General features: G+C 63.9%; 20 protein-coding genes. 11 read left to right on the forward strand and 9 right to left on the reverse strand.

All coding sequences use genetic code 11. The features are described from left to right. Positions 1–200 precede the first annotated feature (200 nt). From IE125_RS07705 to IE125_RS07725, 5 genes are all read left to right on the forward strand, one after another. Entirely contained in the window at positions 201–1898 is a 1698-nt protein-coding gene (locus IE125_RS07705; protein WP_189444066.1) for an L-lactate permease, read from the forward strand. Between the two features lie 239 nt (positions 1899–2137). Further along, positions 2138–3637, forward strand: a complete 1500-nt coding sequence (gene glcD, locus IE125_RS07710) for a glycolate oxidase subunit GlcD (protein WP_189444067.1) — start codon at positions 2138–2140, stop codon at positions 3635–3637. Positions 3638–3679: 42 nt separating this feature from the next. Further along, positions 3680–4837, forward strand: a complete 1158-nt coding sequence (glcE, locus tag IE125_RS07715; RefSeq protein ID WP_189444068.1) for a glycolate oxidase subunit GlcE — start codon at positions 3680–3682, stop codon at positions 4835–4837. A gap of 25 nt (positions 4838–4862) precedes the next feature. Continuing rightward, entirely contained in the window at positions 4863–6137 is a 1275-nt protein-coding gene (gene glcF / locus IE125_RS07720; protein WP_189444069.1) for a glycolate oxidase subunit GlcF, read from the forward strand. A gap of 98 nt (positions 6138–6235) precedes the next feature. Beyond that, positions 6236–6637, forward strand: coding sequence for a GlcG/HbpS family heme-binding protein (locus tag IE125_RS07725; protein WP_189444070.1), 402 nt, complete (start codon positions 6236–6238; stop codon positions 6635–6637). A 151-nt stretch (positions 6638–6788) separates the two neighbouring features. Here IE125_RS07725 and rluF read toward each other — a convergent pair whose 3' ends face one another. The 4 genes from rluF to IE125_RS07745 form a co-directional block, all read right to left on the reverse strand. After that, positions 6789–7925 carry a 23S rRNA pseudouridine(2604) synthase RluF gene (rluF, locus tag IE125_RS07730; protein WP_189444071.1) on the reverse strand — a complete coding sequence of 379 codons (1137 nt, stop codon included), beginning with the start codon at positions 7923–7925 and terminating at the stop codon, positions 6789–6791. Positions 7926–7990: 65 nt separating this feature from the next. Continuing rightward, positions 7991–8716 carry an IclR family transcriptional regulator gene (locus IE125_RS07735; RefSeq protein WP_189444072.1) on the reverse strand — a complete coding sequence of 242 codons (726 nt, stop codon included), beginning with the start codon at positions 8714–8716 and terminating at the stop codon, positions 7991–7993. Positions 8717–8951: 235 nt separating this feature from the next. Next, a complete protein-coding gene (locus tag IE125_RS07740; protein ID WP_189444073.1) occupies positions 8952–10721 on the reverse strand; it encodes an NADPH-dependent assimilatory sulfite reductase hemoprotein subunit in 1770 nt (589 codons plus the stop codon). A 30-nt stretch (positions 10722–10751) separates the two neighbouring features. Then, a complete protein-coding gene (locus IE125_RS07745; protein ID WP_189444074.1) occupies positions 10752–12569 on the reverse strand; it encodes an assimilatory sulfite reductase (NADPH) flavoprotein subunit in 1818 nt (605 codons plus the stop codon). Positions 12570–12808: 239 nt separating this feature from the next. Here IE125_RS07745 and IE125_RS07750 point away from each other — a divergent pair, with 239 nt between their 5' ends. Then, entirely contained in the window at positions 12809–13492 is a 684-nt protein-coding gene (locus IE125_RS07750; RefSeq protein ID WP_189444075.1) for a glutathione S-transferase family protein, read from the forward strand. A gap of 16 nt (positions 13493–13508) precedes the next feature. Here the strand turns inward: IE125_RS07750 and IE125_RS07755 are convergent, their stop codons facing one another. Continuing rightward, on the reverse strand, positions 13509–15194 hold the full coding sequence (locus IE125_RS07755; protein ID WP_189444076.1) for a DUF748 domain-containing protein: 1686 nt from the start codon (positions 15192–15194) through the stop codon (positions 13509–13511). Positions 15195–15235: 41 nt separating this feature from the next. Beyond that, entirely contained in the window at positions 15236–15790 is a 555-nt protein-coding gene (locus IE125_RS07760; RefSeq protein ID WP_229808984.1) for a YgjV family protein, read from the reverse strand. Positions 15791–15970: 180 nt separating this feature from the next. On the opposite strand from IE125_RS07760, the gene IE125_RS07765 reads away from it, so the two are divergent. From IE125_RS07765 to IE125_RS07775, 3 genes are all read left to right on the forward strand, one after another. Then, entirely contained in the window at positions 15971–16696 is a 726-nt protein-coding gene (locus IE125_RS07765; protein ID WP_189444077.1) for a dienelactone hydrolase family protein, read from the forward strand. 128 nt (positions 16697–16824) lie between these two features. Continuing rightward, a complete protein-coding gene (locus IE125_RS07770) occupies positions 16825–17073 on the forward strand; it encodes a GlsB/YeaQ/YmgE family stress response membrane protein (RefSeq protein ID WP_189444078.1) in 249 nt (82 codons plus the stop codon). An 81-nt stretch (positions 17074–17154) separates the two neighbouring features. Next, positions 17155–17775, forward strand: coding sequence for a flavin reductase family protein (locus tag IE125_RS07775; RefSeq protein WP_189444079.1), 621 nt, complete (start codon positions 17155–17157; stop codon positions 17773–17775). Between the two features lie 15 nt (positions 17776–17790). Here IE125_RS07775 and IE125_RS07780 read toward each other — a convergent pair whose 3' ends face one another. The 3 genes from IE125_RS07780 to IE125_RS07790 are packed head-to-tail and all read right to left on the reverse strand — an operon-like array spanning position 17791 to position 20984. Further along, on the reverse strand, positions 17791–19395 hold the full coding sequence (locus IE125_RS07780; RefSeq protein ID WP_189444080.1) for a sensor domain-containing diguanylate cyclase: 1605 nt from the start codon (positions 19393–19395) through the stop codon (positions 17791–17793). Positions 19396–19399: 4 nt separating this feature from the next. Next, positions 19400–19816 carry a type 2 periplasmic-binding domain-containing protein gene (locus tag IE125_RS07785; protein WP_189444081.1) on the reverse strand — a complete coding sequence of 139 codons (417 nt, stop codon included), beginning with the start codon at positions 19814–19816 and terminating at the stop codon, positions 19400–19402. Between the two features lie 10 nt (positions 19817–19826). Next, a complete protein-coding gene (locus IE125_RS07790; protein WP_189444082.1) occupies positions 19827–20984 on the reverse strand; it encodes a porin in 1158 nt (385 codons plus the stop codon). Between the two features lie 264 nt (positions 20985–21248). Here IE125_RS07790 and IE125_RS07795 point away from each other — a divergent pair, with 264 nt between their 5' ends. Further along, complete coding sequence (locus IE125_RS07795; protein ID WP_189444083.1) at positions 21249–22811, forward strand: bifunctional GNAT family N-acetyltransferase/carbon-nitrogen hydrolase family protein; 1563 nt, start codon at positions 21249–21251, stop codon at positions 22809–22811. 3 nt (positions 22812–22814) lie between these two features. Beyond that, positions 22815–23630, forward strand: a complete 816-nt coding sequence (locus IE125_RS07800; protein WP_189444084.1) for a M90 family metallopeptidase — start codon at positions 22815–22817, stop codon at positions 23628–23630. Positions 23631–23634 lie beyond the last annotated feature (4 nt).

The raw sequence follows: 23634 nt of genomic DNA on the forward strand, positions 1-23634 counted from the left end.
TTCAAAGACTTCACCGCACCTTGTCGGACAACTCATCCGTTGGTGTGAGTTCGCCAGTCGCGTTGGCGGGCCTGTCGCGGCTGGTTATCTTCCGAGCAGAGAACCCTCGCTCGAGCCGCCTACGGCGGCAAGACACGAGGCGAGCCGACACAAAAAACGACACCAAACCATGTCCTGCAACAGGGACTCGGGAGCGCGACATGAACCAGACGGTGCTGTCTCTTCTGGCCTTTCTGCCCTTGATACTGGCGGGGGTACTGCTGATCGGATTTCGCATGGCGGCGCGAGTCGCCATGCCGATCGTCTTCATCGTCGCGGTGTTGATCGCGCTGCTAGCGTGGGACATGACCGCCAACCGGGTGCTCGCCTCGACGTTTCAGGGGCTGATCATGACCGTCGCCCTGCTCTGGATCATCTTCGGCGCGATACTGCTGCTCAATACCTTGAAGCACTCCGGCGGCATCATGGCGATCCGCAACGGCTTCTCCGGCATCAGCCCGGACCGGCGCGTGCAGGCGCTGATCGTCGCCTGGCTGTTCGGCTGTTTCATCGAGGGCGCTTCGGGCTTCGGCACGCCGGCCGCAGTGGCAGCACCGCTGATGGTCGCTCTCGGCTTTCCCGCGCTGGCCGCGGTGGTCGTCGGCATGATGCTGCAATCGACGCCGGTCTCCTTCGGCGCGGTGGGCACGCCGATCGTGGTTGGGGTCACCGGCGGGGTCAATCAGTCGTCGATCGCCGAGCAGCTCGCCGCAGACGGCTCGAGCTGGGAGACCTACTTTCGCCTGATCACCTCCGAGGTGGTCGTGACTCACGGCATCATCGGCGTGCTCATGCCGCTGATTCTGGTGACCGTCATGGTGCGCTTCTTCGGTGCCAACCGCTCCTGGACCGAAGGCCTGTCAATCACGCCTTTCGCACTCTTCGTCGGGCTCGCCTTCGTGATTCCCTCGATGCTGGTCGGCGTGCTGCTCGGCCCCGAGTTCCCTTCGCTGCTGGGCGGATTGATCGGCCTGGCGATCGTCGTGCCCGCCGCGCGCAAGGGCTTTCTGCTGCCGAAGGACACTTGGGACTTTCCCGAGCGCTCGCAGTGGCCGGCGGAGTGGATCGGCAAGATCGAAATCAAGGTCGATGACGTCGCCGGGCGCGCGCCGATGTCGACCCTTATGGGCTGGATGCCCTATGTCATCGTCGCCGTGCTGCTGGTCATCTCACGCACCGTGCCGTCGGTCAAGGCAGGGCTCTCCTCGCTCAGCACTGGCTGGAGCGACATCCTCGGCGAGGCCGGTATCTCGGGCAGCGTCGAGTGGCTCTATCTGCCCGGCGGCATCATCCTGATCGCCGTGATCTGCACGATCTTTCTGCACCGCATGCGCGCCGCCCAGGTCAAGGCGGCCTTTGCGGAATCCTCGAAGACCATCTTCGGTGCCGGCTTCGTGCTGCTGTTCACCATCCCCATGGTGCGCATCCTGATCAACTCCGGCGTCAATGAGTCCGACCTGGTCTCGATGCCGGTTGCCATGGCACAGCTGGTCGCCGACGGCGTCGGTCAGATCTATCCGCTGTTCGCCCCCGCCGTCGGCGCGCTGGGCGCTTTCATCGCAGGTTCCAATACCGTCTCCAACCTGATGCTCGCGGCCTTCCAGTTCAACGTGGCCGAGGTACTCGGGGTCTCCACCGCAATGATGGTTGCCCTGCAGGCGGTCGGTGCCGCCGCCGGCAACATGATCGCGATCCACAACGTGGTCGCGGCCTCGGCGACGGTCGGACTGCTCGGTCGCGAAGGGACAACCCTGCGCAAGACGATTCTGCCCACGATCTACTACTGCCTGTTCGCCGGCCTCATCGGTCTGGCAGCGTTCTACCTGCTCGACTTCAGCGACCCGCTGATGACCGGTTGATCTCGCGCCAGCTCACTGCCTCGCCCGGCGATCGCCGGGCGTTTCTTTTTTCGACACTCGCTTTCGCCCACGCAGCGTTCGCCCATTGGCGGCGCGGCACTTGCCCTCGGGCCTTGCGGCTTTTGGCTAATGGTCGTGACGGGGTCACATCCACGACCATGGCTTCATCGAGTGTGAAAACGCATTCCATAAATTGCCACCGATGCGGTATGGACGACTCCCGGGGCAAGGAGATGTCGATGACACGGTTTTACGACGAACGCCTCGACGGCGAGATCGCGACGGTCGACCGCACGGCCCTGAAGGCCGCGATCGTCGCCGTTGCTCCCGATCTCACGCTGCTCGACCGCGAAGAGGACCTGCGCCCGTTCGAGTGCGATGGCCTCTCTGCCTACCGCGTGCTGCCGATGCTCGTCGCCATGCCGTCCACCCTGCGCGAGATCGAGTCGCTCATGCGCGTCTGCTTCGAGCATGACGTGCCAGTGGTGACGCGCGGCGCCGGAACCGGACTCTCCGGTGGCGCTCTGCCGTTGGAAAAGGGTGTGCTGCTGGTCATGTCACGCTTCAATCGCATTCTCGAGCTCGACGCCGACGCGCGCATCGCGCGTGTGGAACCGGGTGTGCGTAACCTGGCGATCTCCGAAGCCGCCGCGCCTTACGGGCTCTACTACGCCCCCGATCCGTCATCGCAGATCGCCTGCTCCATCGGCGGCAACGTTGCCGAGAACGCCGGCGGCGTCCACTGCCTCAAGTATGGTCTGACGGTGCATAACGTGCTGGCTGTGGATATCGTCACCATCGAAGGTGAGCGCCTCCACCTTGGCAGTGAAGCCCTGGATTCGCCGGGGTTTGACCTGCTGGCGCTGTTCATGGGCTCGGAAGGCATGCTTGGCGTGATCACGGAAGTGACCGTCAGGCTGCTGCCCAAGCCGGAAGTTGCCAAGGTGGTCATGGCGTCGTTCGATGATGTCGAGCGCGCGGGAAAGGCGGTGGGAGACATCATCGCCGCCGGCTGCATTCCCGGGGGCCTCGAGATGATGGATAACCTCGCCATTCGCGCAGCGGAAGATTTCGTCCACGCTGGCTACCCCGTCGACGCGGCGGCGATTCTTCTGTGCGAGCTCGACGGCATCGAGGCAGACGTTCACGCCGACTGCGAACGGGTGCGCGGCCTGCTCGAGGCCGCTGGCGCGACCGACATCCGGCTGGCGCAAGACGACGCCGAACGCCAGCGTTTCTGGGCCGGGCGCAAGGCAGCCTTCCCCGCTGTCGGTCGCGTGTCGCCGGACTATTACTGCATGGACGGCACGATTCCACGGCGCGAGTTGCCCGGTGTCCTCAAGGGCATCGAGACGCTCTCCGCGGAGTACGGTCTACGCGTCGCCAACGTCTTTCACGCCGGTGACGGCAACCTGCACCCGCTGATCCTGTTCGATGCCAACGCGCCGGGCGAGCTCGAGCGAACCGAAGCGATGGGCGGGCGCATTCTCGAACTCTGCGTCGAGGTCGGCGGCAGTATCACTGGCGAACACGGCGTCGGGCGAGAGAAGCTCAATCAGATGTGCAGCCAGTTCAACGCAGACGAGATCACGCTCTTTCACGCCGTGAAATCGGCCTTCGACGAGCGCCGCCTGCTCAATCCCGGCAAGAACATCCCGACACTCGCGCGCTGTGCCGAATTCGGCGCCATGCACGTTCACCACGGCGAGCTACCCCACCCCGAACTGCCGCGTTTCTAGCCGTCCGTTTCCCGTTCTGTCTTTCAGCCAAGGAGCCGCGCCATGCCACATCTGCAGGATCGACGGCCGGAGTTCGCACGGCCGAACGAGCCAGGCCCGACGCCGAACGCCATCGAGCAGGACGCCGATGACAGCGAGGCTCTGTGCGAGCAGGTGCGCCGGGCTCGCGTCGAGCAGACGTCGCTACGCATCGCCGGCGGTAACACCAAGGCGTTTTACGGCAGAAGCATCTGCGCCGGTGCCGAGCTCTCGACGCGCCGTCACCGCGGCGTTGTCCACTACGACCCCGTCGAGCTGGTAGCCACCGCGCGTGCGGGTACGGCGCTTGGCGATCTCGAGCGTCTGCTCGCCGACAACGGCCAGCGTCTGGCATTCGAACCGCCCCACTTCGGCGAGTCCGCCACCGTCGGCGGCATGGTCGCCACCGGACTCTCCGGCCCGCGCCGCCCTTGGGTCGGAGCCGTGCGCGATTTCGTGCTCGGCGTTCGACTCATCACCCAGGAGGGGAAGCATCTGCGCTTCGGTGGCGAGGTCATGAAGAACGTCGCCGGCTACGATCTCTCGCGACTCATGGTCGGTGCCCAGGGAACGCTCGGCGTGCTGACCGAAATCTCGTTCAAGGTGCTGCCGAAGCCGGCCGCCTCGGCCTGTCTGCGGCTCGAACTCTTCGCCGAGGTGGCGCGCCAGCGTTTGTGCGAATGGGGCCGCCTGCCGCTGCCGATCACCGGCGCCGCTTTCGAGCCAGCGTCGCATGGGAATCGAGGCATCCTGCACCTGCGACTGGAGGGCGGCGAAGGCTCCGTCAATGCGACACGCCAGCGAATCGGCGGCGAGGAGGAGAGCCATCGCTATTGGGAGGATCTGCGCGAGCATCGCCTGCCGCTCTTCCTCGAGCCGGACCCGCGCCCGTTGTGGCGGCTGTCACTGCCGTCCCGCGCCAGCCGCCCCGCAATCGAAGGCGACTGGCTGATCGACTGGGGCGGTACTCAGGTGTGGTTGCGCAGCGGCGAACGTGATATCGCCATCTTCGAAGCCGCCCAGGCAGCTGGCGGCCACGCCACCCGGTTCACGCCCTGCGGCAGCGAGAGTTCGCCCTTCACGCCCCTGCCGCCGGTGATGTCACGCTACCACCGCCAGCTCAAGTCACGCCTCGACCCCGAGGGCCTCTTCAATCCCGGCCGGCTCTACGCCGACTGGTAGGCAACGACACCGGCAGGAGACCATCATGCAGACTCACTTCTCCGAGCAAGCCCGCACCCAGCCGCAGATTGGCGAGGCGGACCGTATTCTGCGCAGCTGCGTCCACTGTGGCTTCTGCAACGCGACCTGCCCGACCTACCAGCTGCTCGGCGACGAACGCGACGGCCCGCGCGGACGTATCTATCTCATCAAGGAACTGCTGGAGAGCGACGAGCAGGATGATCACGTCACCCGCGAGACCCAGCTCCATCTCGACCGCTGTCTGAGCTGCCGCAACTGCGAGACCACCTGTCCGTCCGGGGTCGAATATCACAAACTGCTGGATATCGGTCGCGCCGAGATCGACCGTCGCGTCGGGCGTCGGCCGAGCGAGCGCGCCCTGCGCCTCGGCTTACGCGCAACGATGGTCGAGCCCAAGCGATTCCAGGCCCTACTAGCTTTGGGCCAGACGTTTCGCCCGCTCGCGCCATTCGAACTACGCGACAAGATCCCCGCACGGCAAACACCCAAGGCAGCCCACCGCCGGCTCGCCGGACGACGCCCCGATCCCGATCGGCACTCGCGCCAGATGCTGATCCTGGAAGGCTGCGTGCAGCCGGGACTCGCCCCCAATACCAACGACGCCACCGCCCGCGTGCTCGACCGGCTCGGCATCGGCGTTCGCCCGGCGATGGAGGCCGGCTGCTGTGGCGCGATCGACTTTCACCTCAACGCCCAGGCCACCGGTCGCGAACGCATGCGCGCCAATATCGACGCATGGTGGCCGATGATCGAAAAAGAGGGCAAAGCGGGGATTGAAGCCATCGTCCAGACCGCCAGCGGCTGCGGCGCCTTCATCAAGGAGTATGGCGAGATGCTCGCCGACGACCCCGCCTACGCGGTCAAGGCGAAGCGCATCAGCGAACTGGCGAAAGACCTGGTGGAGATAGTGCGCGAGGAGAATATCGAGGCGCTCGGCGTTCAACAGCGCGATCCGCGACGGCTGGCGTTCCACTGCCCCTGCACCCTGCAGCACGCGCAGAAGCTCGGCGGCGCGGTGGAGGCGGTGCTCGCCCGCCTGGGTTTCGATCTCGCCCCGGTCCGCGACGGCCACCTGTGCTGCGGCTCCGCCGGCACCTACTCGATCACTCAGCCAACGCTCGCCCGGCAGCTTCGCGACAACCGGCTCGATGCGCTGGAAGCCGGCGATCCGCAAACCATCGTGACGGCCAATATCGGCTGTCAGAGCCACCTCGCCAGCGCCGGACGCACCCCGGTGCGCCACTGGATCGAGATCGTCGATGACGCACTCATGGCATAGAGACCGCGTTCTCGACACAAGACCGCTGGATTCAGCTTTTGCTCGTAACTCGTAACTCGCAGCTAACGCTTCTCCACTCATTTCACAGGAGCCGAACGATGTTGACCAAGGCCGTACTGGAACTCGAAGACGTCAATGCCATTCTCGATGCCGCACAGCACGAGGCCGAGACGCAGGGTTGGGCAGTTACCATTGTCGTCGCCGACGACGGCGGTTATCCGCTGGCACTGCGACGCCTGGACGGCGCCTCACCCAACAGCGCCACCATCGCGACAGAGAAAGCTCGCAACGCCGCCATCGGCCGGCGCGAGACACAGCAGTTCGAGGAGATGATCAACAACGGTCGCACGGCATTCGTCACCGCCCCGATGACAGCCCTGCTCGCCGGCGGCGTCCCCGTCCTTCACGATGGCAAGATCATCGGCAGCGTCGGCGTCTCCGGCGTCAAGCCGGATCAGGACGTGCAGGTGGCGAAGGCGGGAGCTGGCGCGATTCGCTGATTGTCGGGCGACTCGCCGCGACGATACATCATCGCGGTCAGCCGTTGTGCGGACGGAGGCGGGAGAGCCGCAAACGAGGCGACAGGCGGGATGTGACGGGCAAGAGGTAGCGGGCGAGACAAGAGGCAAGCGCCGAGGGAATCCGTTCGCCTCAACGCTTCTTGCGCGAACCCGGCGACGAGCGCCCTCGCGTGGCGCCGGCCGGCTTGCTCGTCTTCGATGGCTTGCCCTTGGCGGCCGGCTTGCCCTTTCCCGCAGGCTGATTCCTGTTCGTGGTCTTGCCCGGGTTCGACGCCTTGCCTTGGTTCGACGACCTACGCTTGCCGGGCGGTCCGCCGGATGATGCCTTTCCCTTGGCTGGCGGTTTACCCGTCCCCGTTGCGCCGGTTTTCGCTGTCTTACGTCCAGTAGTCGGGCCACTTTTTCGCCCGCCGCCGCCTGCCGATTTAGGCTTCACGCCGCCGGGCTTGCCGCCAGCCGTGGACTTGCCTTCTCCGCGGTTGGCGGTTCTCGCACCGGCTTTCGGCGACACCTTGCCGCGTGATGCCGGCCGCTTGCCGGCTGCCTTCTCGGACTGCTGCGTGAGCGCGAGAATCCCGTCGATCTCCTTGGGCGTGAGATCGCGCCAATCTCCCCGCGCCAGCCCCTTGAGCGAGACGTTCATGATCCGGGTACGAACGAGCTGGGTGACCTCGAAGCCGAAGTACTCGCACATGCGACGGATCTGGCGATTGAGTCCTTGCACCAGCGTGATGGTGAAGACGAAGGTCGAAACCTTCTCGACCTGGCAGCGCTTGGTGACCTGGCCAAGGATCGGCACGCCGCCCTGCATGCCGGTGATAAAGGCTTCGGTGATCGGTTTGTTCACCGTCACCCGATACTCTTTCTCGTGGTGGTTGTCCGCCCGCAGGATCTTGTTGACGAGATCGCCGTTGCTGGTGAGGAAAATCAGCCCCTCGGAATCCTTGTCCAGCCGGCCGATGGGGAAGATGCGCACCCCATGGCCGACGAAGTCGACGATGTTGGCCTTCTCGCTCGACTCGGTGGTGCTGACGATACCCACCGGCTTGTGGAGCGCGATGAGCACGAAACCGTCCTCCGCCACCGGTTCGATCTCCTGCCCGTTGACCTTGACCCGATCCCCCGGCACGACCTGATCGCCGGTCGTCGCCCGCCGCCCGTTGATCCAGACGTTGCCCTGCGCGACGAAGCGATCCGCTTCACGCCGAGAGCACATGCCGCTTTCGCTGATGTACTTATTGATGCGAATGGATTGTCGAAAGGACATAGCGTCAAACATCCTGGAAAAAAATTACTGAAAGCCTGCCTTCGACGCCGCACGCCAGCGACAGATCAACTCTCGGGACAGACGCCAGGCGCGCGGGTAGCGTTGAACAGCTCGCTATCCGGCGTTCCCAGCGCACTCGCCCTCTTGGGCCAGCTGGCGACCAGCGCCGCGAGCCGGGCACGCAATGCCGCAGTCAGTTCGCCATCGGGCTCGTCGACGAAACGCGGCGTCGCCCCGGAAAGGGCGAGCGCCCCCATCACGCGTCCTTCAGGTCCGTGGACAGCAACGGCCAGCACACAGAGACCGGCGCAAGCGACATCCCATTCGATGAAGACCTCGCCGGGCGCCCCCTCATCGCAAAGCGCGCGACTGACGACGTCCCGCTCCAGTGCTGACACGGCCCCCTCCTCGAGGTGATGACGCACCTCGCGCTGGCCGATCTCCACGAGGGCGCAACGGCGCTGCTTGCCGTCGCGGATATAGAAAGCGGCCGTCTCTCCGGTGGCGTCACGAAGGGTGGTCAGCGTCGGGCGTATCAAGCGTTCCAGGCTGTCGCTCTCGACAGCCAGCGGTGCCAGCCGCGCGATGGCCGGGCCGACATGATAGACACCGCGATCGTCACGCACGGCGTAACCGTAGTGCTCGAGCGATGCCATCAGCCGCAGGATCGTGCTCTTGTAGAATCCGGTCGCTTGCGAAAGCTCGGTCAACGTCATTGCCGAGCGTTGAGGCGAAAACGCCTCGAGCAGGGTGAGCGCCCGCTCGACTGCCTCCACGCGCCGTTGCGCCATCTTCTCCTCCTTCGCACTTCCCGCTATCCGATCCGATTTCGCTGGCGACGTTCGGCCCTCGACCCGCCGCCATTCGAGCGGCGCCTCTCCCGCCCGGTGCTTCTTTCGACCCGTGCGCTGACATCGGGTTTCCGACGTCAGGGCGAGTTTTACACAGAAAAACCCCAGTTCACTAGAGGGAACCATGGGGTCGCCGCTTCTAGGGCGCTCGCAGCTTCTCGGGAACTCTCAAGGTTCAGGCGTCGTGAAACTCGCGACCGGCCCTTGTCTCCTGGATCACACCGGTGCGAATGACGAAATCGCCGAAGGGTTCATCGGTTTCCCGCTCTTGGGCGTAGCGCTGGATCAATGGTTCAAGCACGTCGAGGATCGTCGCCTCGTCGATGTTTTCGCGGTAGAGCTTGTTCAACCGCTCGCCGCTGAAGCCGCCGCCAAGGTAGAGGTTATAGCGACCCGGTGCTTTGCCGACGAAACCGATTTCGGCCAGATAGGGCCGCGCGCAGCCGTTGGGGCATCCAGTCATGCGCACGATGATGGCATCGTCGGCGAGCCCCGCCTCATTCATCACCGCATCGAGCTTGTCGATCAGTGACGGCAGATAGCGCTCGCTCTCGGCCATTGCCAGACCGCAGGTCGGAAACGCCACGCAGGCCATGGCGTTGCGCCGCAGTCGTGAATGATCGGCGACGAGCCGATGGCGATCGAGAATCGCCTCGATATCGCCCCGCTTTTCCGACGATACCTGAGTGACGATCAGGTTCTGGTTGGTGGTGAGCACGATGTCGCCATCGTGAGTTTCGGCGATCTCGCGCAGGCCGCTGCGCAGTTGAGGCCCTTCGTCGAAGTCGGCAATCCGGCCGTTCTGCACGAACAGCCCGTAATGCCAGAGGCTGTCGTCGCCCTCGACCCAGCCGAGACGGTCACCGTTGTCGCTGAAGTGGTACTCCCGCGCCGGCGCCAGCGGCTCACCGAGATGGCCTTCCACCTCTGCCTTGAAGGCGTCGAGCCCCATGGACTCGACGGTGTACTTGAGCCGCGCCTGCTTGCGGTCGCGGCGATTGCCGTTATCGCGCTGGGTCAACATGATCGCCTCGGCAACCGCGGGTACGGCCTCCGGCGAACAGAATCCGATCGGATCGGAAAGGCGCGGAAAGGTCGATGGCTCGCCGTGAGTCATGCCCATGCCGCCGCCGACGCAGACGGTGAAACCCTCGAGCTCTCCCCTCTCGACGTGCGCGATGAAGCCGACGTCGTGAGCGAATAGATCGACATCGTTCTCCGGCGGGATCGCCAGTGCGACCTTGAACTTGCGCGGCAGATAGTGGCGCGTGTAGAGGGGCTCGTTGGGATCGGGGACCGATTCGCCGCCCGCTGCCGCGTTAAGCGATTTTTCTCGCTCTTCGGCCCCCCCGGCCACGCGCTCTTCGCCGAGAAATATCTCATGGTAGGCGCGGGTGCTGGGCAACAGCCGCTCACTGATCGAGCGGCTGAGGTCGTACACCTGACGGTGAATCTTGGAACGATGCGGATTGGCGCTGCAGATGACGTTGCGATTGACGTCACCGCAGGCGGCGATGCAATCGATCATCGCGCTGTCGATCGTCTGCAGATGCGCGCGAAGGTTTTCCTTGAGTACGCCGTGATACTGAAACGTCTGCCGCGTGGTGATTCGCAGCGTGCCGTTGGCATATTGCGAGGAGACATCGTCGAGCGTCTGCCACTGCGCCGGCGAGATCACGCCGCCGGGCAGACGCAGGCGCACCATGAAGCTGTAGAGCGGCTCGAGTTTCTGGTGCCGGCGTTCGTCGCGCAGGTCACGGTCATCCTGCATATAGAAACCGTGGAACTTGGTAAGCTGGGTGTCGTCCTCGGCCACCGCGCCGGTCGCCTCGTCAGCCAGTCCGGCCTCGAGCGAACCGCGTAGATAATCGCTCTCGACCTTGAGCCGTTCATTAGGATGCAGCTCGTCGAACGGCACGTCGCGCAATTTGGCGATGATATCCATGATGTTCTCCTTGCCGGTGAGACCGACCTCCTAGTAGACGTCGCGCAGGTAGCGCTTCTCCTGCTGAAGACGGCGCAGGTAATCGTCCGCCCCCTCGGCATCGCAGCCGCTCTGCTCGCGGATCACGTCCTTCAGCGCCTGATGCACGTCCGGCGCCATGAATTCGGCATCGCCGCACACATAAAGGTAGGCGCCGGCTTCGAGCCAGGTGAATAGCGCTTCGGCACGTTCACGCAGACGATCCTGAACGTAGACTTTCTCGGCCTGATCGCGAGAGAACGCGACGTCCAGCCGGGTAAGCAGCCCCTGCTGGCGCCACTTGAGCCACTCGGTCTGATAGAGAAAGTCGTTTCGCTTGCGCCGGTCGCCGAAGAAAAGCCAGTTGTCTCCGCTCGCCTCACGCTCCTCACGCTCCTGCAGGAAGGCACGAAACGGCGCAACGCCGGTACCGGGGCCGATCATGATCAAGGGGGCGTCGTCATCATCAGGCAACTTGAACTGCTTGTTGTGATCGATATAGATCGGTACCCGATCACCTGGCTCGATACGATCGGCCAGATAGGTCGTCGTCACGCCATTGCGCGCCCGGCCGTGCGTCTCGTAGCGCACCACCGCCACGGTGAGATGCACTTCGTCCGCCACCGCAGCCCGACTGGAGGCGATAGAGTAGAGCCGCGGGGGGAGCTTGCGTAGCGCCGCCGTGAACTGCGCAGCATCGATACCCTCGACCGGGAACTGCTCGATCAGATCGATAATCTGGCGCCCCTGAAGCCACTCACGCAGCTCGTCGCGCGCCTCCTCACCCAGCAGACGCTGAAGCTCAGGCGCCCGTGACCATTCGGCCCACTGCTTCAGGAATGGTCGCGTCAGCGTCGTCACTTCGAGATCGGCCAGGAGCGCCTCGCGCAGCACTCTCCCCTCGTCGAGCGGTGACTCGGCGTCGAGCTTGAGCGTCTCGATCAATTCGTCGACATGTGCCGGGTCGTTCTGCGGCACGACGCCAACGGCGTCGCCAGGCAGATAGTCGAGCCCGGCATCTTCGAGCGAGAGTTCCAGGTGCAGCGTCTGCTTGTCCGATCCGCGACCGTTGAGCGGCTGAGCGGTCAATACCTCCGCCATGTACGGATGCTTCCGGGAGTACGACGGCGCCTTGACCGTCTGTGTCTGCGCCGTTTCGGGTGCGGGCGCGCCATCGGTGGACGAGCTGTCGAGGTCGCCGGAAAGCGTCTCGAGCACGCGGTCGATCCACGCTTCGGCAGCCTCTTCGTAGTCCACGTCGCAATCGCCACGATCCACCAGCCGCTCGCCACCGAGTTCGGCCAAGCGCGCATCGAACTCCTTGCCGGTCTGACAGAAATGCTCGTAGCTGGCATCCCCCAGCCCTAACACCGCAAAGCGAACGCCTTCGAGCTTCGGCGCCTTGCGTCCCATCATCAGCTCGTAACATTCGAGCGCCGGGTCCGGCGGATCGCCATCGCCCTGGGTGCTGACCACGACGAGCACGCGCTCGAGCGACTTGAGCTGCTTCTTGCCGCAGTCGGCCATGCTCAACAGTTCTGACCGGAATCCTCTGCCCGTTGCACGCTCGGCGGCCAGCTCGGCAACGCCTTCGGCATTACCGGTCTGGCTGCCGTAGAGCACGGTGAGTGCTGGCGCGGCCGCCTGAGTCGTTCCTGCGGCCGGCTGCGACTGTCCCGTCGCGCCCGACGACTGCGCCGCCATTCCGGCCAGATAGCCACTCAGCCATTGGCGCTGGGCATCGTCAAGATCCGCCAGCGCCTGCTGCACACGCTGCGCCTGATCGGCACTTAGCGGGCTGTTGATATCGCTCAGCGGAGTCGCTGCCATGTCTGCCTCGTTGCGCTTCTCGAAAATAGTCTGATCGTCATGCTCGCGTTCCAGTGACCTGCTGGGGTTAGCCAAAAGTGTTGGGGCGAATGACGGAAATCGAAAAGTCCAAACCGCACTGTCGTTATTCGATTCATGCATGACAGCGCGCCGTATCTCGTTGGTGCCGGCCAGCATGGAGGGCATACTCGGGGTTGTCCCGCCTCATTTCCCTCTACGACGCAGCCGAAGGAATCGCCATGACCTACCGACTCTTCATCGCCAACAAGAACTACTCCTCCTGGTCGATGCGCCCCTGGGTGCTGCTGCGCGCGCTCGACATTCCCTTCGAGGAGGTGATGACACCGTTCGAGGGCGCCGGCAGACAGGCAGCCTTCGAAGCGTTCTCGCCCACCGCCAAGGTGCCGTGCCTGCACGACGATGGGCGAGTGATCTGGGAGTCGTTGGCGATTCTCGAAACCATCGCCGAGGCACACCCGGCGGCCTGGCCGGCAGACCGCGACGCTCGCGCCTGGGCCCGCAGCGCGGCCGCCGAGATGCACGCGGGATTCCCCGCGCTGCGTGACGAGTGCTCGATGAACTGCTCGCTCACCATCGAACTCGGCACGCCGAGCGCGGCGCTGGCAAAGGATATTGCCCGGCTCGATGCGCTCTGGTCCGACGGACTCGAACGTTTCGGCGGCCCCTACCTGGCAGGCGAGACCTTCACCGTCGTCGATGCGATGTTCGCCCCCGTTGCCGTGCGCGGCCGCGGCTACGGGCTCGAGCTGAGCGAAGCGTCTGCGGCTTACGCCCGCCGGCTGCTCGATCACCCCGCCGTCGCCGCCTGGATCGACGAAGGTGTCGCCGAACCCTGGATCGATGAACCCCACGAGGCCGACTGCATCCGTGGCCGACGGGTGATCGAGGATCGTCGTCGCTGATACGACCCGATCGCCGTCACTCTCCGCCGATCAGCGCCTGCAGCGAGTCGATCGGCGAGGTGACCAGGTTTTCCAATGATTCGGTCAGCGCTTGCCAGATCACCACACTCATATCGACCTGCGTGCTGCCGTCCACCGTGGTCTTTATCGGAATGTCGAGATCGATCACGCCCGACTCCGCCTGCAGCAGACCGATCAAGTTCTTGAGCGGCAGCGAGGTTTCGTCGGGATCGACCTCCTTGCCCAGATTCAGTTGCTTGAGAATGATGTGGTTACGCGCCGTGAGCGTGCCGTCACGCAGACGATAGTCGAGATCGAGATCGGCGCTGCCGTTATCGATGCGGTACCCGGCAAAGCGGCGGATATAAGGCGCGAATTCGGCCAGCGCCAGCCGTTCGGTCGTCAGATGGAGATGCCCGGCCGCCGGCTGGCTAAAGCTGACGTCGCCCTCGATCATGACCGGCGTGCCATCGCTCACCTTGCCGTTCAGGTGATAGTCGACCGGGGCGTCGCTGCGTGTATCCAGTCCGCTCATTTGTCCCTGCAATTCGCTGACATCGAGTGACACCGTCGGCGAGATACGCCGGTCCTCGAAGTCGAAGCGGCCTTTCTCGACGTCGAGCCGCTTGATCGCGACCGCGATGCCGGCGTCACTGCCTTTACCCGCACTGCCCTTATCACTCCCCGATGCGTCGCTGGACGAGGATCCGCTCATCGCAGCGGCCAGATTGAAGCGACCGTCGTCTTCGATTCGCGCCGTCACATCGGGGGCGGAAAGCGTGGCGCGCTGGATCGTCAGATGATCGCCGACACTGTAATCGATATCCGCGAAAGCCCCATGAGCGAGGGAGATCAGCGGCGCGTCCCGGGTATCGACGGTGGCAACGTCGTCGAGCGAGAGCTGGCCCTGGTAGCGCAGCAGATCCGAAGCCGCCTGGCCGAAGCGCAGCCGGCCGTCGAGACCGAGACGACCGCTGGCTACCCGTGCGGCTACCGTCTGAGTCAGCCACGGATCGACGATCTTCGCGCCAATATGACGGGCGGACACATGGAGATCACCGGTAAAGGGGGCCAGGCCAAAGGTGCCGTCGAGCTCGATCCGGCCATCGCCGAACGTGCCAGATGCCTGCCCTTGCATGGGCGAATCGCTCCCGCCGCGGTAATCGTTCAGCGTTAGATCAACATCGGTCGCGTGTATCGAGGCGCCCTGCGGTACACGACGGTCCTCCCACGAGATCTCGCCGCCGCTGGCCTCGATCCGGTCGATGCTCAGCGACGAGCCACCGCTCCCGGAAGTCGTCTGTTGACTCGTCTGATCGTCGGAGGACGTGCTGCCGAGCGTCGTCACGTTGAGCGGGCCATCGGGCGGCGACACCAGATGCAGGCGCGGTGAATCGAGGCGGGCCTCGGCGATGTGAATCCCCGACTGCCACAGGGTCGACCACTGGAAAGCGACGTCACCACGCGGGACCACGATCATCGGCTCGTCACCCTCGCCGACGCGCAGCGCGGAAAATCCCGCTGTTGCCGTGAACGGATTGAAGGTGACGCGCTCGAGCTGGACCGGCTCGCCAAGCGAGCGGGAAAAGCGCCCCTCCAGCCAGGTGGTCAGCGCCCAGGGGCCAACGACGATCAACAGGAAAAGCAGTAGCAGAAGACCGACGAACCAGCCGGCGCCGCGATGTCGAGCGGCATGAGACATGGACACACTCCCTGTGTCGATGAGATGGCGTTGGCTACAGCCTAGTCGGCCGACGCCTGACGTGCGCGGAAACGCGATAGCCGCCACAGGGTGAAGAGGTTGGTGCCGAGCGCGAGCGCCTCCGCGATGGCGCCGCCAATCGAGCCAATGATCAAGGCATTGATCAACCAGCTGAACGCTACGCCGGCAAGCAGTATGCGCATGGCGATGCCGCGAAAGAGAAACATCGCCAGCGTGCCCAGCAGCGCGGCGAGTAACGGAAAGAGATCGAACCAGTGACGCCACGTCGCCAATGCCACGGCGAGGCTCACCGCCAGCATCAAGCCCATGACCCGAAGATTCCTCGGAAAGCGGCGTGCCAGCATGATCCGCACCACGATCAGTACCGACATGCCGACGGCGACCCACTGACCGAACAGGCCGAACTGCACGCCGAACGCCACATTGGCAAAGATCAGATAGACCAGCAGGCGGTCGTCCTGCCGGCTGGAGAAGGCCGCGATGATGAACCCCAGGGCGATGAGGCCGGCGAACTGCGCGGCCCACCCGTCGATGTCGATGCCGTTCATGCGTTGTCCGGAAGCGAAGCGTGACAAGACCCTAGCAGCCCCTCCTGCGGTTGCAACTGGCTCGCGCGAGCGTCAAGGCGCAGGTTTTCTCTGCGCTGCTAGACTGCGGGAGGCGTTCTCGTTACCTCGAACGGCATCGCTATCTCGCGTGCCGACCGGGGCATTCATCGCTCACCGCGCATCACGCGCCATTTAACGGGAGTCACCATGTCCAGTACCGACGCGCAAACTCGAATCAAGACCGAATGGGTCGAGATCACCGCCGAGGACGGCAAGACGTTCAAGGCCTATCAGGCCCTGCCCCAAAAGGGCAAAGGACCGGGCATCGTGCTGATCCAGGAGATCTTCGGCGTCAACGGTCATATCCGCGGCGTGGCCGAACAGTATGCGCTGGATGGCTACGCCGTCATTGCACCGGACATGTTCTGGCGCGAGGCACCGGGCGTCGAGCTCGACTACGACGGTGAAGACTGGAAGGCCGCCAAGGCGCACAAGGACGCGCTCGACTTTCCCACGGCGATCAGCGACCTGCGCGCGGCGGTCAAATACCTGCGGGCAAGTCCGGTCTGCGACGGGCCGGTCGCCTCGGTCGGCTACTGCATGGGCGGCGTGCTCTCGTACCTGAGCGGCGTGGATGCCGGCGTCGATGCGGCGATCTGCTACTACGCCGGCGGCGTGACCCAGTTTCTCGACCGCGCCGGCGAACTCGCGGTGCCGACACAGTTCCACTTCGGCGCCGAGGACGATCACATCCCGCTCGAGCACGTCGAGCTGACACGCAAGGCTTTCATCGGCAATCCGGAAGTTGAAGTCCACCTCTACGAAGGTGCCGAACATGGCTTCAACTGCTGGGCGCGCTCGAGCTATCACCAGCAGGCTTCGGCGCTGGCCCACGGTCGTACGCTGACGTTTCTGGCGAGCCGCGCCGGCTGATTGCAGCGGCTGCTAGCAACCGGAGCATCCAGCTTGCCGCCACTGCAGGAGAGAGCTAGTTTTCAAGCGGCGACCAGGAACCGGTCGCCTGCACGCGAAACGACACGACATGACAAGGAGGGTTCACCATGGGCGTCATCGCATGGATCATCTTCGGTTTGATCGCCGGAGCCATCGCCAAACTCATCATGCCGGGCAAGGATCCGGGCGGCTTTATCGTCACCATCATCCTCGGTATTCTCGGCGCCGTCGTCGGCGGCTGGATCGGCACTGCACTGGGCTTCGGCTCCGTGTCGGGCTTCAATTTCGGCAGCTTCGTCATCGCCGTCATCGGTGCCATCGTGCTGCTGGCGATCTACCGCGCCGTGCGCAAATAGACGGCCAACGCTGCACCTTCATCGCCCGGTTCCGAGTCCCGCTCGGACCGGGCGTTTTCACTCCTGACGCAGAGGTCTCTCATGCCCCGAGATACTCACTTCTATCAGCCCGCCCTGGGACACGGTCTACCCCATGATCCGTTCAACGCCATTGTCGGCCCGCGTCCGATCGGCTGGATCTCCTCGCAGGATGCCGACGGCGATCTGAACCTCGCGCCCTACAGCTTCTTCAACGGCTTCAACTACACTCCGCCGATCGTCGGCTTCGCCAGCGTCGGCTACAAGGACAGCGTGCGCAATATCGAGGCGACCGGCGAATTCTGCTGGCAGCTCGCCACGCGTGAATTGGCCGAGCCGATGAACGAGAGCTGCGCCGCCGTAGATTCGAGCGTCAATGAATTCGACCTGGCGGGACTGACGCCCGAACCTTCTCGCGTCGTCGGCGTGCCACACGTGAAAGAGGCCAAGGTCGTGTTCGAGTGCCGCAAGACACAGACGCTGCGACTCCAATCCGCCGATGGCGAAGCGCTCGATACCTGGATGGTGTTCGGTGAGGTGGTCGGCGTCCACATCGACGCCTCGCTGCTGTCCGACGGGGTCTATCAGACAGCGAAGGCACGGCCGATTCTGCGTGGCGGCGGCCCGGCGGACTACTTCGAGATCAGCGACGAACTCGGTTTCAAGATGCACCGGCCGGGCTGACACCCGGCCGAAAGTTCAGGAAGGATCGGCGACACGCCCGCTCTCATGAAAGCGCCAGGTGCTGCGACCGGCCCGCTTGGCGGCGTACATCGCCATATCGGCATACTGCAGCGCCTGCTGCGGGTCGTCGGTATCCAGCCCCAGCATCGCGATGCCGACACTGGCACCGACCGTCACCTCCTCGCCGTCGCGCATGCGCACCGGTGTCTGCAGCTGCTCCATGAACCGCATCAACAGCCGTTCCACATCATCGCGGTCAGCGCACCCCTCGAGCAGCACCACGAACTCGTCACCGCCGAGCCGGGCCACGTAATCGCGCTGCCGGATCAGGTTGGCGAGTATGCCGCCGACGCGCCGTAGAACCCGGTCCCCGGCGTGATGCCCGTAGGTGTCATTGATCTGCTTGAAGTGGTCGAAGTCGAGCATCAACAGCGCATGCCGGCGTTCGGGATAGAGCCGATGGTGACGCGACATCACGGCCAGGCGGCGCTCGAAACCGCGCCGATTGCCGAGCCCGGTCAAGGGATCGGTCACGGCCATGCGCTCGGCGGCGTCCGAGGCCTCCTTGCGCGCGGTGATGTCCTGCGCAACCCCTTGTAGCCGCCCGACGCCAAGCGGGCTCAGCGAAAGGTTTACCCAGCGTCTCAGGGCCTCGTCGCCGATCCCGACTTCCCACTGCCGCTCGTCGCGACCGCCGGCCTTCGCCTCGAACAGCTCGCTCGGTTCCGGCGCCCCCTCCGAGATACAGGATGCGAGCAGAAGCGGCTCACGAGTCAGATCGTGCGATAGCGGGATGTCGAACAGTCGGCGGAAGGCAGGGTTGGCGACTCGAATACGTCCGCCGTCGTCGAGCTCGAAGAGGCCAGCATCGACCGTGTCGAAAATGGCACGATAGCGACGTTCCTCGATCTCTCGCTCGAGTCGCAGTCGACGCTCCTCGCCGAGACTCTGTACCAGGTTGTCGATCATCGCGTTGACGCTAACGACGAGCTGACCGATCTCGTCGCCGCGATTGCCGCGCGGCGCCTTGAGCTTCTGCCCGGTTTCCGCTTCCAGCTCGCTCAAGCGATGCGAAATACTGGTAATCGGCCGCGTCACGAAGCGCACCACGACCAGCACGACGCAGATCCCGATTCCGGTCAGCTGCAGCGCAAGTGCCAGCGCGATGAACAGCGACGCCTTGTTGACCAGCGCATCGATCTGCTGCTGGTCCGGCAGCAGCTTGATATTGCACACTGCATCCTCGGCATCGAACGGTGAGTAGATGACCCGGGAGATCGCTGTACTGGCCGGGCCGCCGCTTCCCGAGCTTCCCGAGGCCAACACGGCACCGCTGCCGACGCGGACCGTCACCGAACTGACGATGTCGTTGCTCAGGAGCCCATCGACCACTTCCTGGGTCAGCTTGGCGTCCCCGAGAAAGCAGCCCACCTGAGCGGTACGTTCAACGGTCGTCAACAGTTCCTGAATGCGGTCGCTCTGCTCTCGTTCCACGCTCAGCGTACGCAGGTATATGCCCAGCGCGAGGAAGATCACGCCAAGTATGACGACGATCAACAGAATCGCCGCCGTCGCGCGCAGTGCAAGGCGGGTCCGAAACAGGTTCAGGAGCCGGCACATTGGATCACTCACCCAGGATCAGCACGACATGAACGTCGCTGGTCACGTGAGCGCTATCCATGTAGCCAAGCGTGTTGGCGTTATTGGAGATGAGCTCCAGCACCTCGGCCTCGTTCTTGAGCTGCTGGGGCGGCGAAGCCTCGCCGCTGAAGACGAGACGTGCCCAGTAGGAGTTGACCGTCGCCAGATCCTTGTTGACCAGCGCGCGATAGAAACGCGCCTTGAGCGGAGTCAGATCGATCGGTAGCGCCAGATGGCCATTGGGTAACTTGCGATAGCGTCCCATGAAGATGTTGATCGCATCGCTACGCGAAACATGGCTGATGCCGCTGTCCTTGTTGACCACCACAGCGATATCCGCCGAGGCAGGAAGCGCAGTAGCCAGCAGCAGAACGAACAGAGAGGCTCGAACTCGGTTCATGGACGTTCTCCTAGAAGACGAAGTCCAGACCGAGGCTGAACATGGTCGCCCATGAATCTCCCCAATCCTGGTCTTGGTTGCGCCAGAGGAATCCTGGCTGGTCGACATGAATGCGGTCCACCTGCGCTTTTAGCGCGATACCGGGCGTGACGTCGTAGCGAGCACCAAGTGAATAGGTCCGCTGCCCGAACGCATTCTGATCTTCTCCGCCGGGCGTCGAGGTATCCACGATCGAGAACATCGCGAACGGTAGCCACTGACCGACGCGGTAGCCGAACGAGACAAAGCCCGAGTCGACGTCACTGTCACCCACCGTGTGACTCCGGTTGACCATCGCCTGCCACTGATAAGGCCCGGAATCGTAGGTAAGCCCGAGCGAGTAGAGCTTGAGATTGTCGATGCCCAGCATGTCATTGAAGAACGGGTCCGGATCGATACGCAGATACTGGCGAATCAGGTCAGCCGGTGCGCCCGCGTAATGGATGTCGGCGTCCACCTCGGTATAGCCGAGCCGGAAACGCCACGGCCCCGTCTCGTAATCGAGATGACCGCCATAGACCTTGTCGACATCGAAATCCGCCTCCAGATCATCTGTCAGAAAAATCGTGCTATCCGAGCGACCGGCATAAAGCTTGAGTCGAATCATGTCGCTGCCGATCGGATGCTTGAACGTGACATCCGCGCCATCGATATGGCTCAGTTGCAGCGAGCCGAACTGATCCACCGGTGGACGCACCCAAGGGTAGGCATAGCCGACGTAGCGCGAATCCGAGAGCTGATAGACATCCCAGCCCAGGCGGCCGGCACGAAGCACGACAGCGGGACTCGGCGTGTAGCGCAGAAAGGCCCAGCTCAATTCGGGCCGGAAATTGCCGGTATCGTGATAGCGACTGATGCCCTGCACGACCACGTCCAGCTCGTCGTTCAACCTGGCACCCATCTGCAGCCCCAGCAGCGAATCGGTCCGCGCGCTCCAGCCCTCATCGGCCCCTTTCGGCTGACCGATATCGCGGATGAACTCCGCCTCGTCGGTACTGTTGTGCAAAAGCCCGAGCGTACCGAAGCCACTCAGAGTCACGCTGCCGTCCTCGGTCAGCGCGCGCGCCATCGCCGGGCCGCAAAGCGGCCACAGCATCAGGCTGATCAGAAGAATGCGCAGTACGCTCATCGCTCGCCTCGGGCCGCTGAACGGCCACAAAGGAAAATTAGAATCCAGGGAGCATTGTCGGCAGGTGTGTGCACTTCTAAAGGCTGGAATAGCGCTATTTTTATCGGTCACCCTTTGAACCTTGGCGCCGCCTACCGGGCCAAAATCGCAACGCGTGTTAGACTTTCTCCCTATTCGGCGCGCGCCTCGACGACGACTCTCGATGATGACGACTCGTGGTTCGCGCGCCGCCCTGACTCTCTCGATGGAGGCCCAAGGCGCTCAATGTCTCTGGAAGAACTGCACCTCAATCTGCGCAACCTCGCGACCGAAGATTATCCGCAGCTCAAGCGGCTGATGGATGCCGTCTACGACGACATCGGCGGTGCCTGGTCGAAGCTCACCATCGACAAGCTGATCGGCGAATTTCCTGACGGTCAGATCGTGATCGAGGACGACGGCCGGATCGTCGGCGTCGCGCTGACGGTCCAGGTCGACTACGACCACTTCTCCAACCCGCACAAGTACGACGAGCTGATCGGCCATCGCGAGATCATCCTCAACGACGATGACGGCGATGCGCTTTACGGGCTAGACGTGCTGATCGACCCGGCCTACCGCGGCTATCGTCTGGGCCGGCGCCTCTATGAAGCGCGCAAGGATCTCTGCCGCTCGATGAACCTGCGGGCGATCCTCGCCGGCGGTCGTATTCCCAACTATCACCAGCACGCCGACGAGATGTCGCCGACCGAGTACATCGATCGGGTCGCGCGCAAGGAGTTCTACGACCCGATCCTGTCGTTCCAGCTCGCCAACGACTTCCTGGTCAAGCGGCTTCTGAAGAAGTATCTGCCCGAAGACGAAAAATCGATGGGCTACGCGACGCTGCTCGAGTGGAACAACATCCTCTACGAGCCGGCCAGCCGCGTAATCGAGACGCGCCGGACCCAGGTGCGCGTCGGCGCGGTGCAGTGGCAGATGCGCGAATTCGATTCGGTCGAGGCGGTGCTGCAGCAGGTCGAGTTCTACGTCGATGCCATTTCCGACTACCAGAGCGACTTCGCCGTCTTCCCGGAGCTGTTCAACACGCCGCTGATGGCGCTGACCGACCAGACCGATCAGGTCGAGGCGATCCAGTTCCTCGCCGGCTTCACCGAACGCTTCAAGACCGAAATCTCGCGCATGGCGGTCTCCTACAACATCAACATCGTCGCCGGCTCCATGGTCGAAAAAGGCGAGGACGGCAAGCTCTACAACGTTGCTTACCTCTGCCATCGCGACGGCGAGATCGATCGTCAGGCTAAGCTGCACATCACGCCGCAGGAGCGCCGCGACTGGATCGTCGAAGGCGGTGACGAGCTGCGCGTGTTCGAAACCGATGCCGGCCGTGTCGGCATCCTTATCTGCTACGACGTGGAGTTCCCGGAGTTACCGCGTCTGCTCGCCGAACAGGACATGGATGTGCTGATGGTGCCGTTCTGGACCGACACCAAGAACAGCTACCTGCGCGTGCGCCACTGCGCCCAGGCTCGCGCCATCGAGAACGAGTGCTACGTCGTCGCCTGTGGCAGCGTCGGCAACGTACCATCGATCGAGAATCTCGACATCCAGTACGCCCAATCCTCAGTGTTCTCGCCGTCGGACTTTGCCTTCCCGCATGATGCGGTGATGTCGGAGACCACGCCCAACACCGAGATGGTCATGTTCTCGGATCTCGACCTCACCAAATTGAAACTCGTCCGCTCCGAGGGCGCGGTGACCAACCTGAAGGACCGCCGTCTCGACCTCTACGATCTGCGCCTGCGTGACTGGTCGTGGAAATCGGGGGGGCGTCAGGAAGAGAGCTAAGGCATGAGCTGGCTGCGGCGAAGACGTGACTCGCGGGCCCGCAAGCTGCGCCCGTTCGACCCGGCGATCTGGCAGCCGATCCGCACCGGCCTGCCGCTGATCGCCGCGCTCGACGACGCCGATGCCGAGCGGCTGGGGCAGCGCGCCTGGCAGCTCGTGCACGCCAAACGCTGGACCGCGGGCGAAGGCGCCGAGTTCGACCTCGGTGCCCAGCTCGCCATTGCCGCCCAGGCCTGCTTGCTCACGCTCGGCTGGAACAATGACGACGCCCAGGCAGCGTTTGCCAACGTCAACGATATCGTGTTGCTAGCCGACGCCTTTCACCGCCGCGTCGAGGAGATGGACGACGCCGGCGTGATGCACGAATACGACGACGAACGCGCCGGGGAAACCTCCTGGCGCGGCCCCGTCGTCCTCGCCATTCCCGAAGTCGCCGAGAGCGGCGACTTCACCGGCTACAACGTCGTGATCCACGAATTCGCCCACAAGCTCGATCTGGGCAACTCCCAAGACGTCGACGGCTTCCCCCCGCTGGCCAGCGCGAGCGACGTCACCGCCCAGGAGTGGCATCGCGTCTTCACCGCCGTCTGGGACGACCTCCAAACGCATCTCGAACGTGGCGAAGAAACGCCAATCGACGACTACGCCGCCACCCACCCCGGCGAATGCTTCGCGGTCTGCTGCGAACTGTTCTTCACCGCGCCGGATCAGCTGATCGGGGTTTACCCCGAGCTTTATGATCTGTTGAGAAGGTATTTTGGGCAGGATGTGTTGGGGCGTTTGGAGCGCTGTCATCCGGCAAAGATTGATCATCGGTAGGGCT

It is taken from the genome of Salinicola rhizosphaerae (assembly GCF_014652715.1).
Lineage (GTDB): Bacteria > Pseudomonadota > Gammaproteobacteria > Pseudomonadales > Halomonadaceae > Salinicola > Salinicola rhizosphaerae.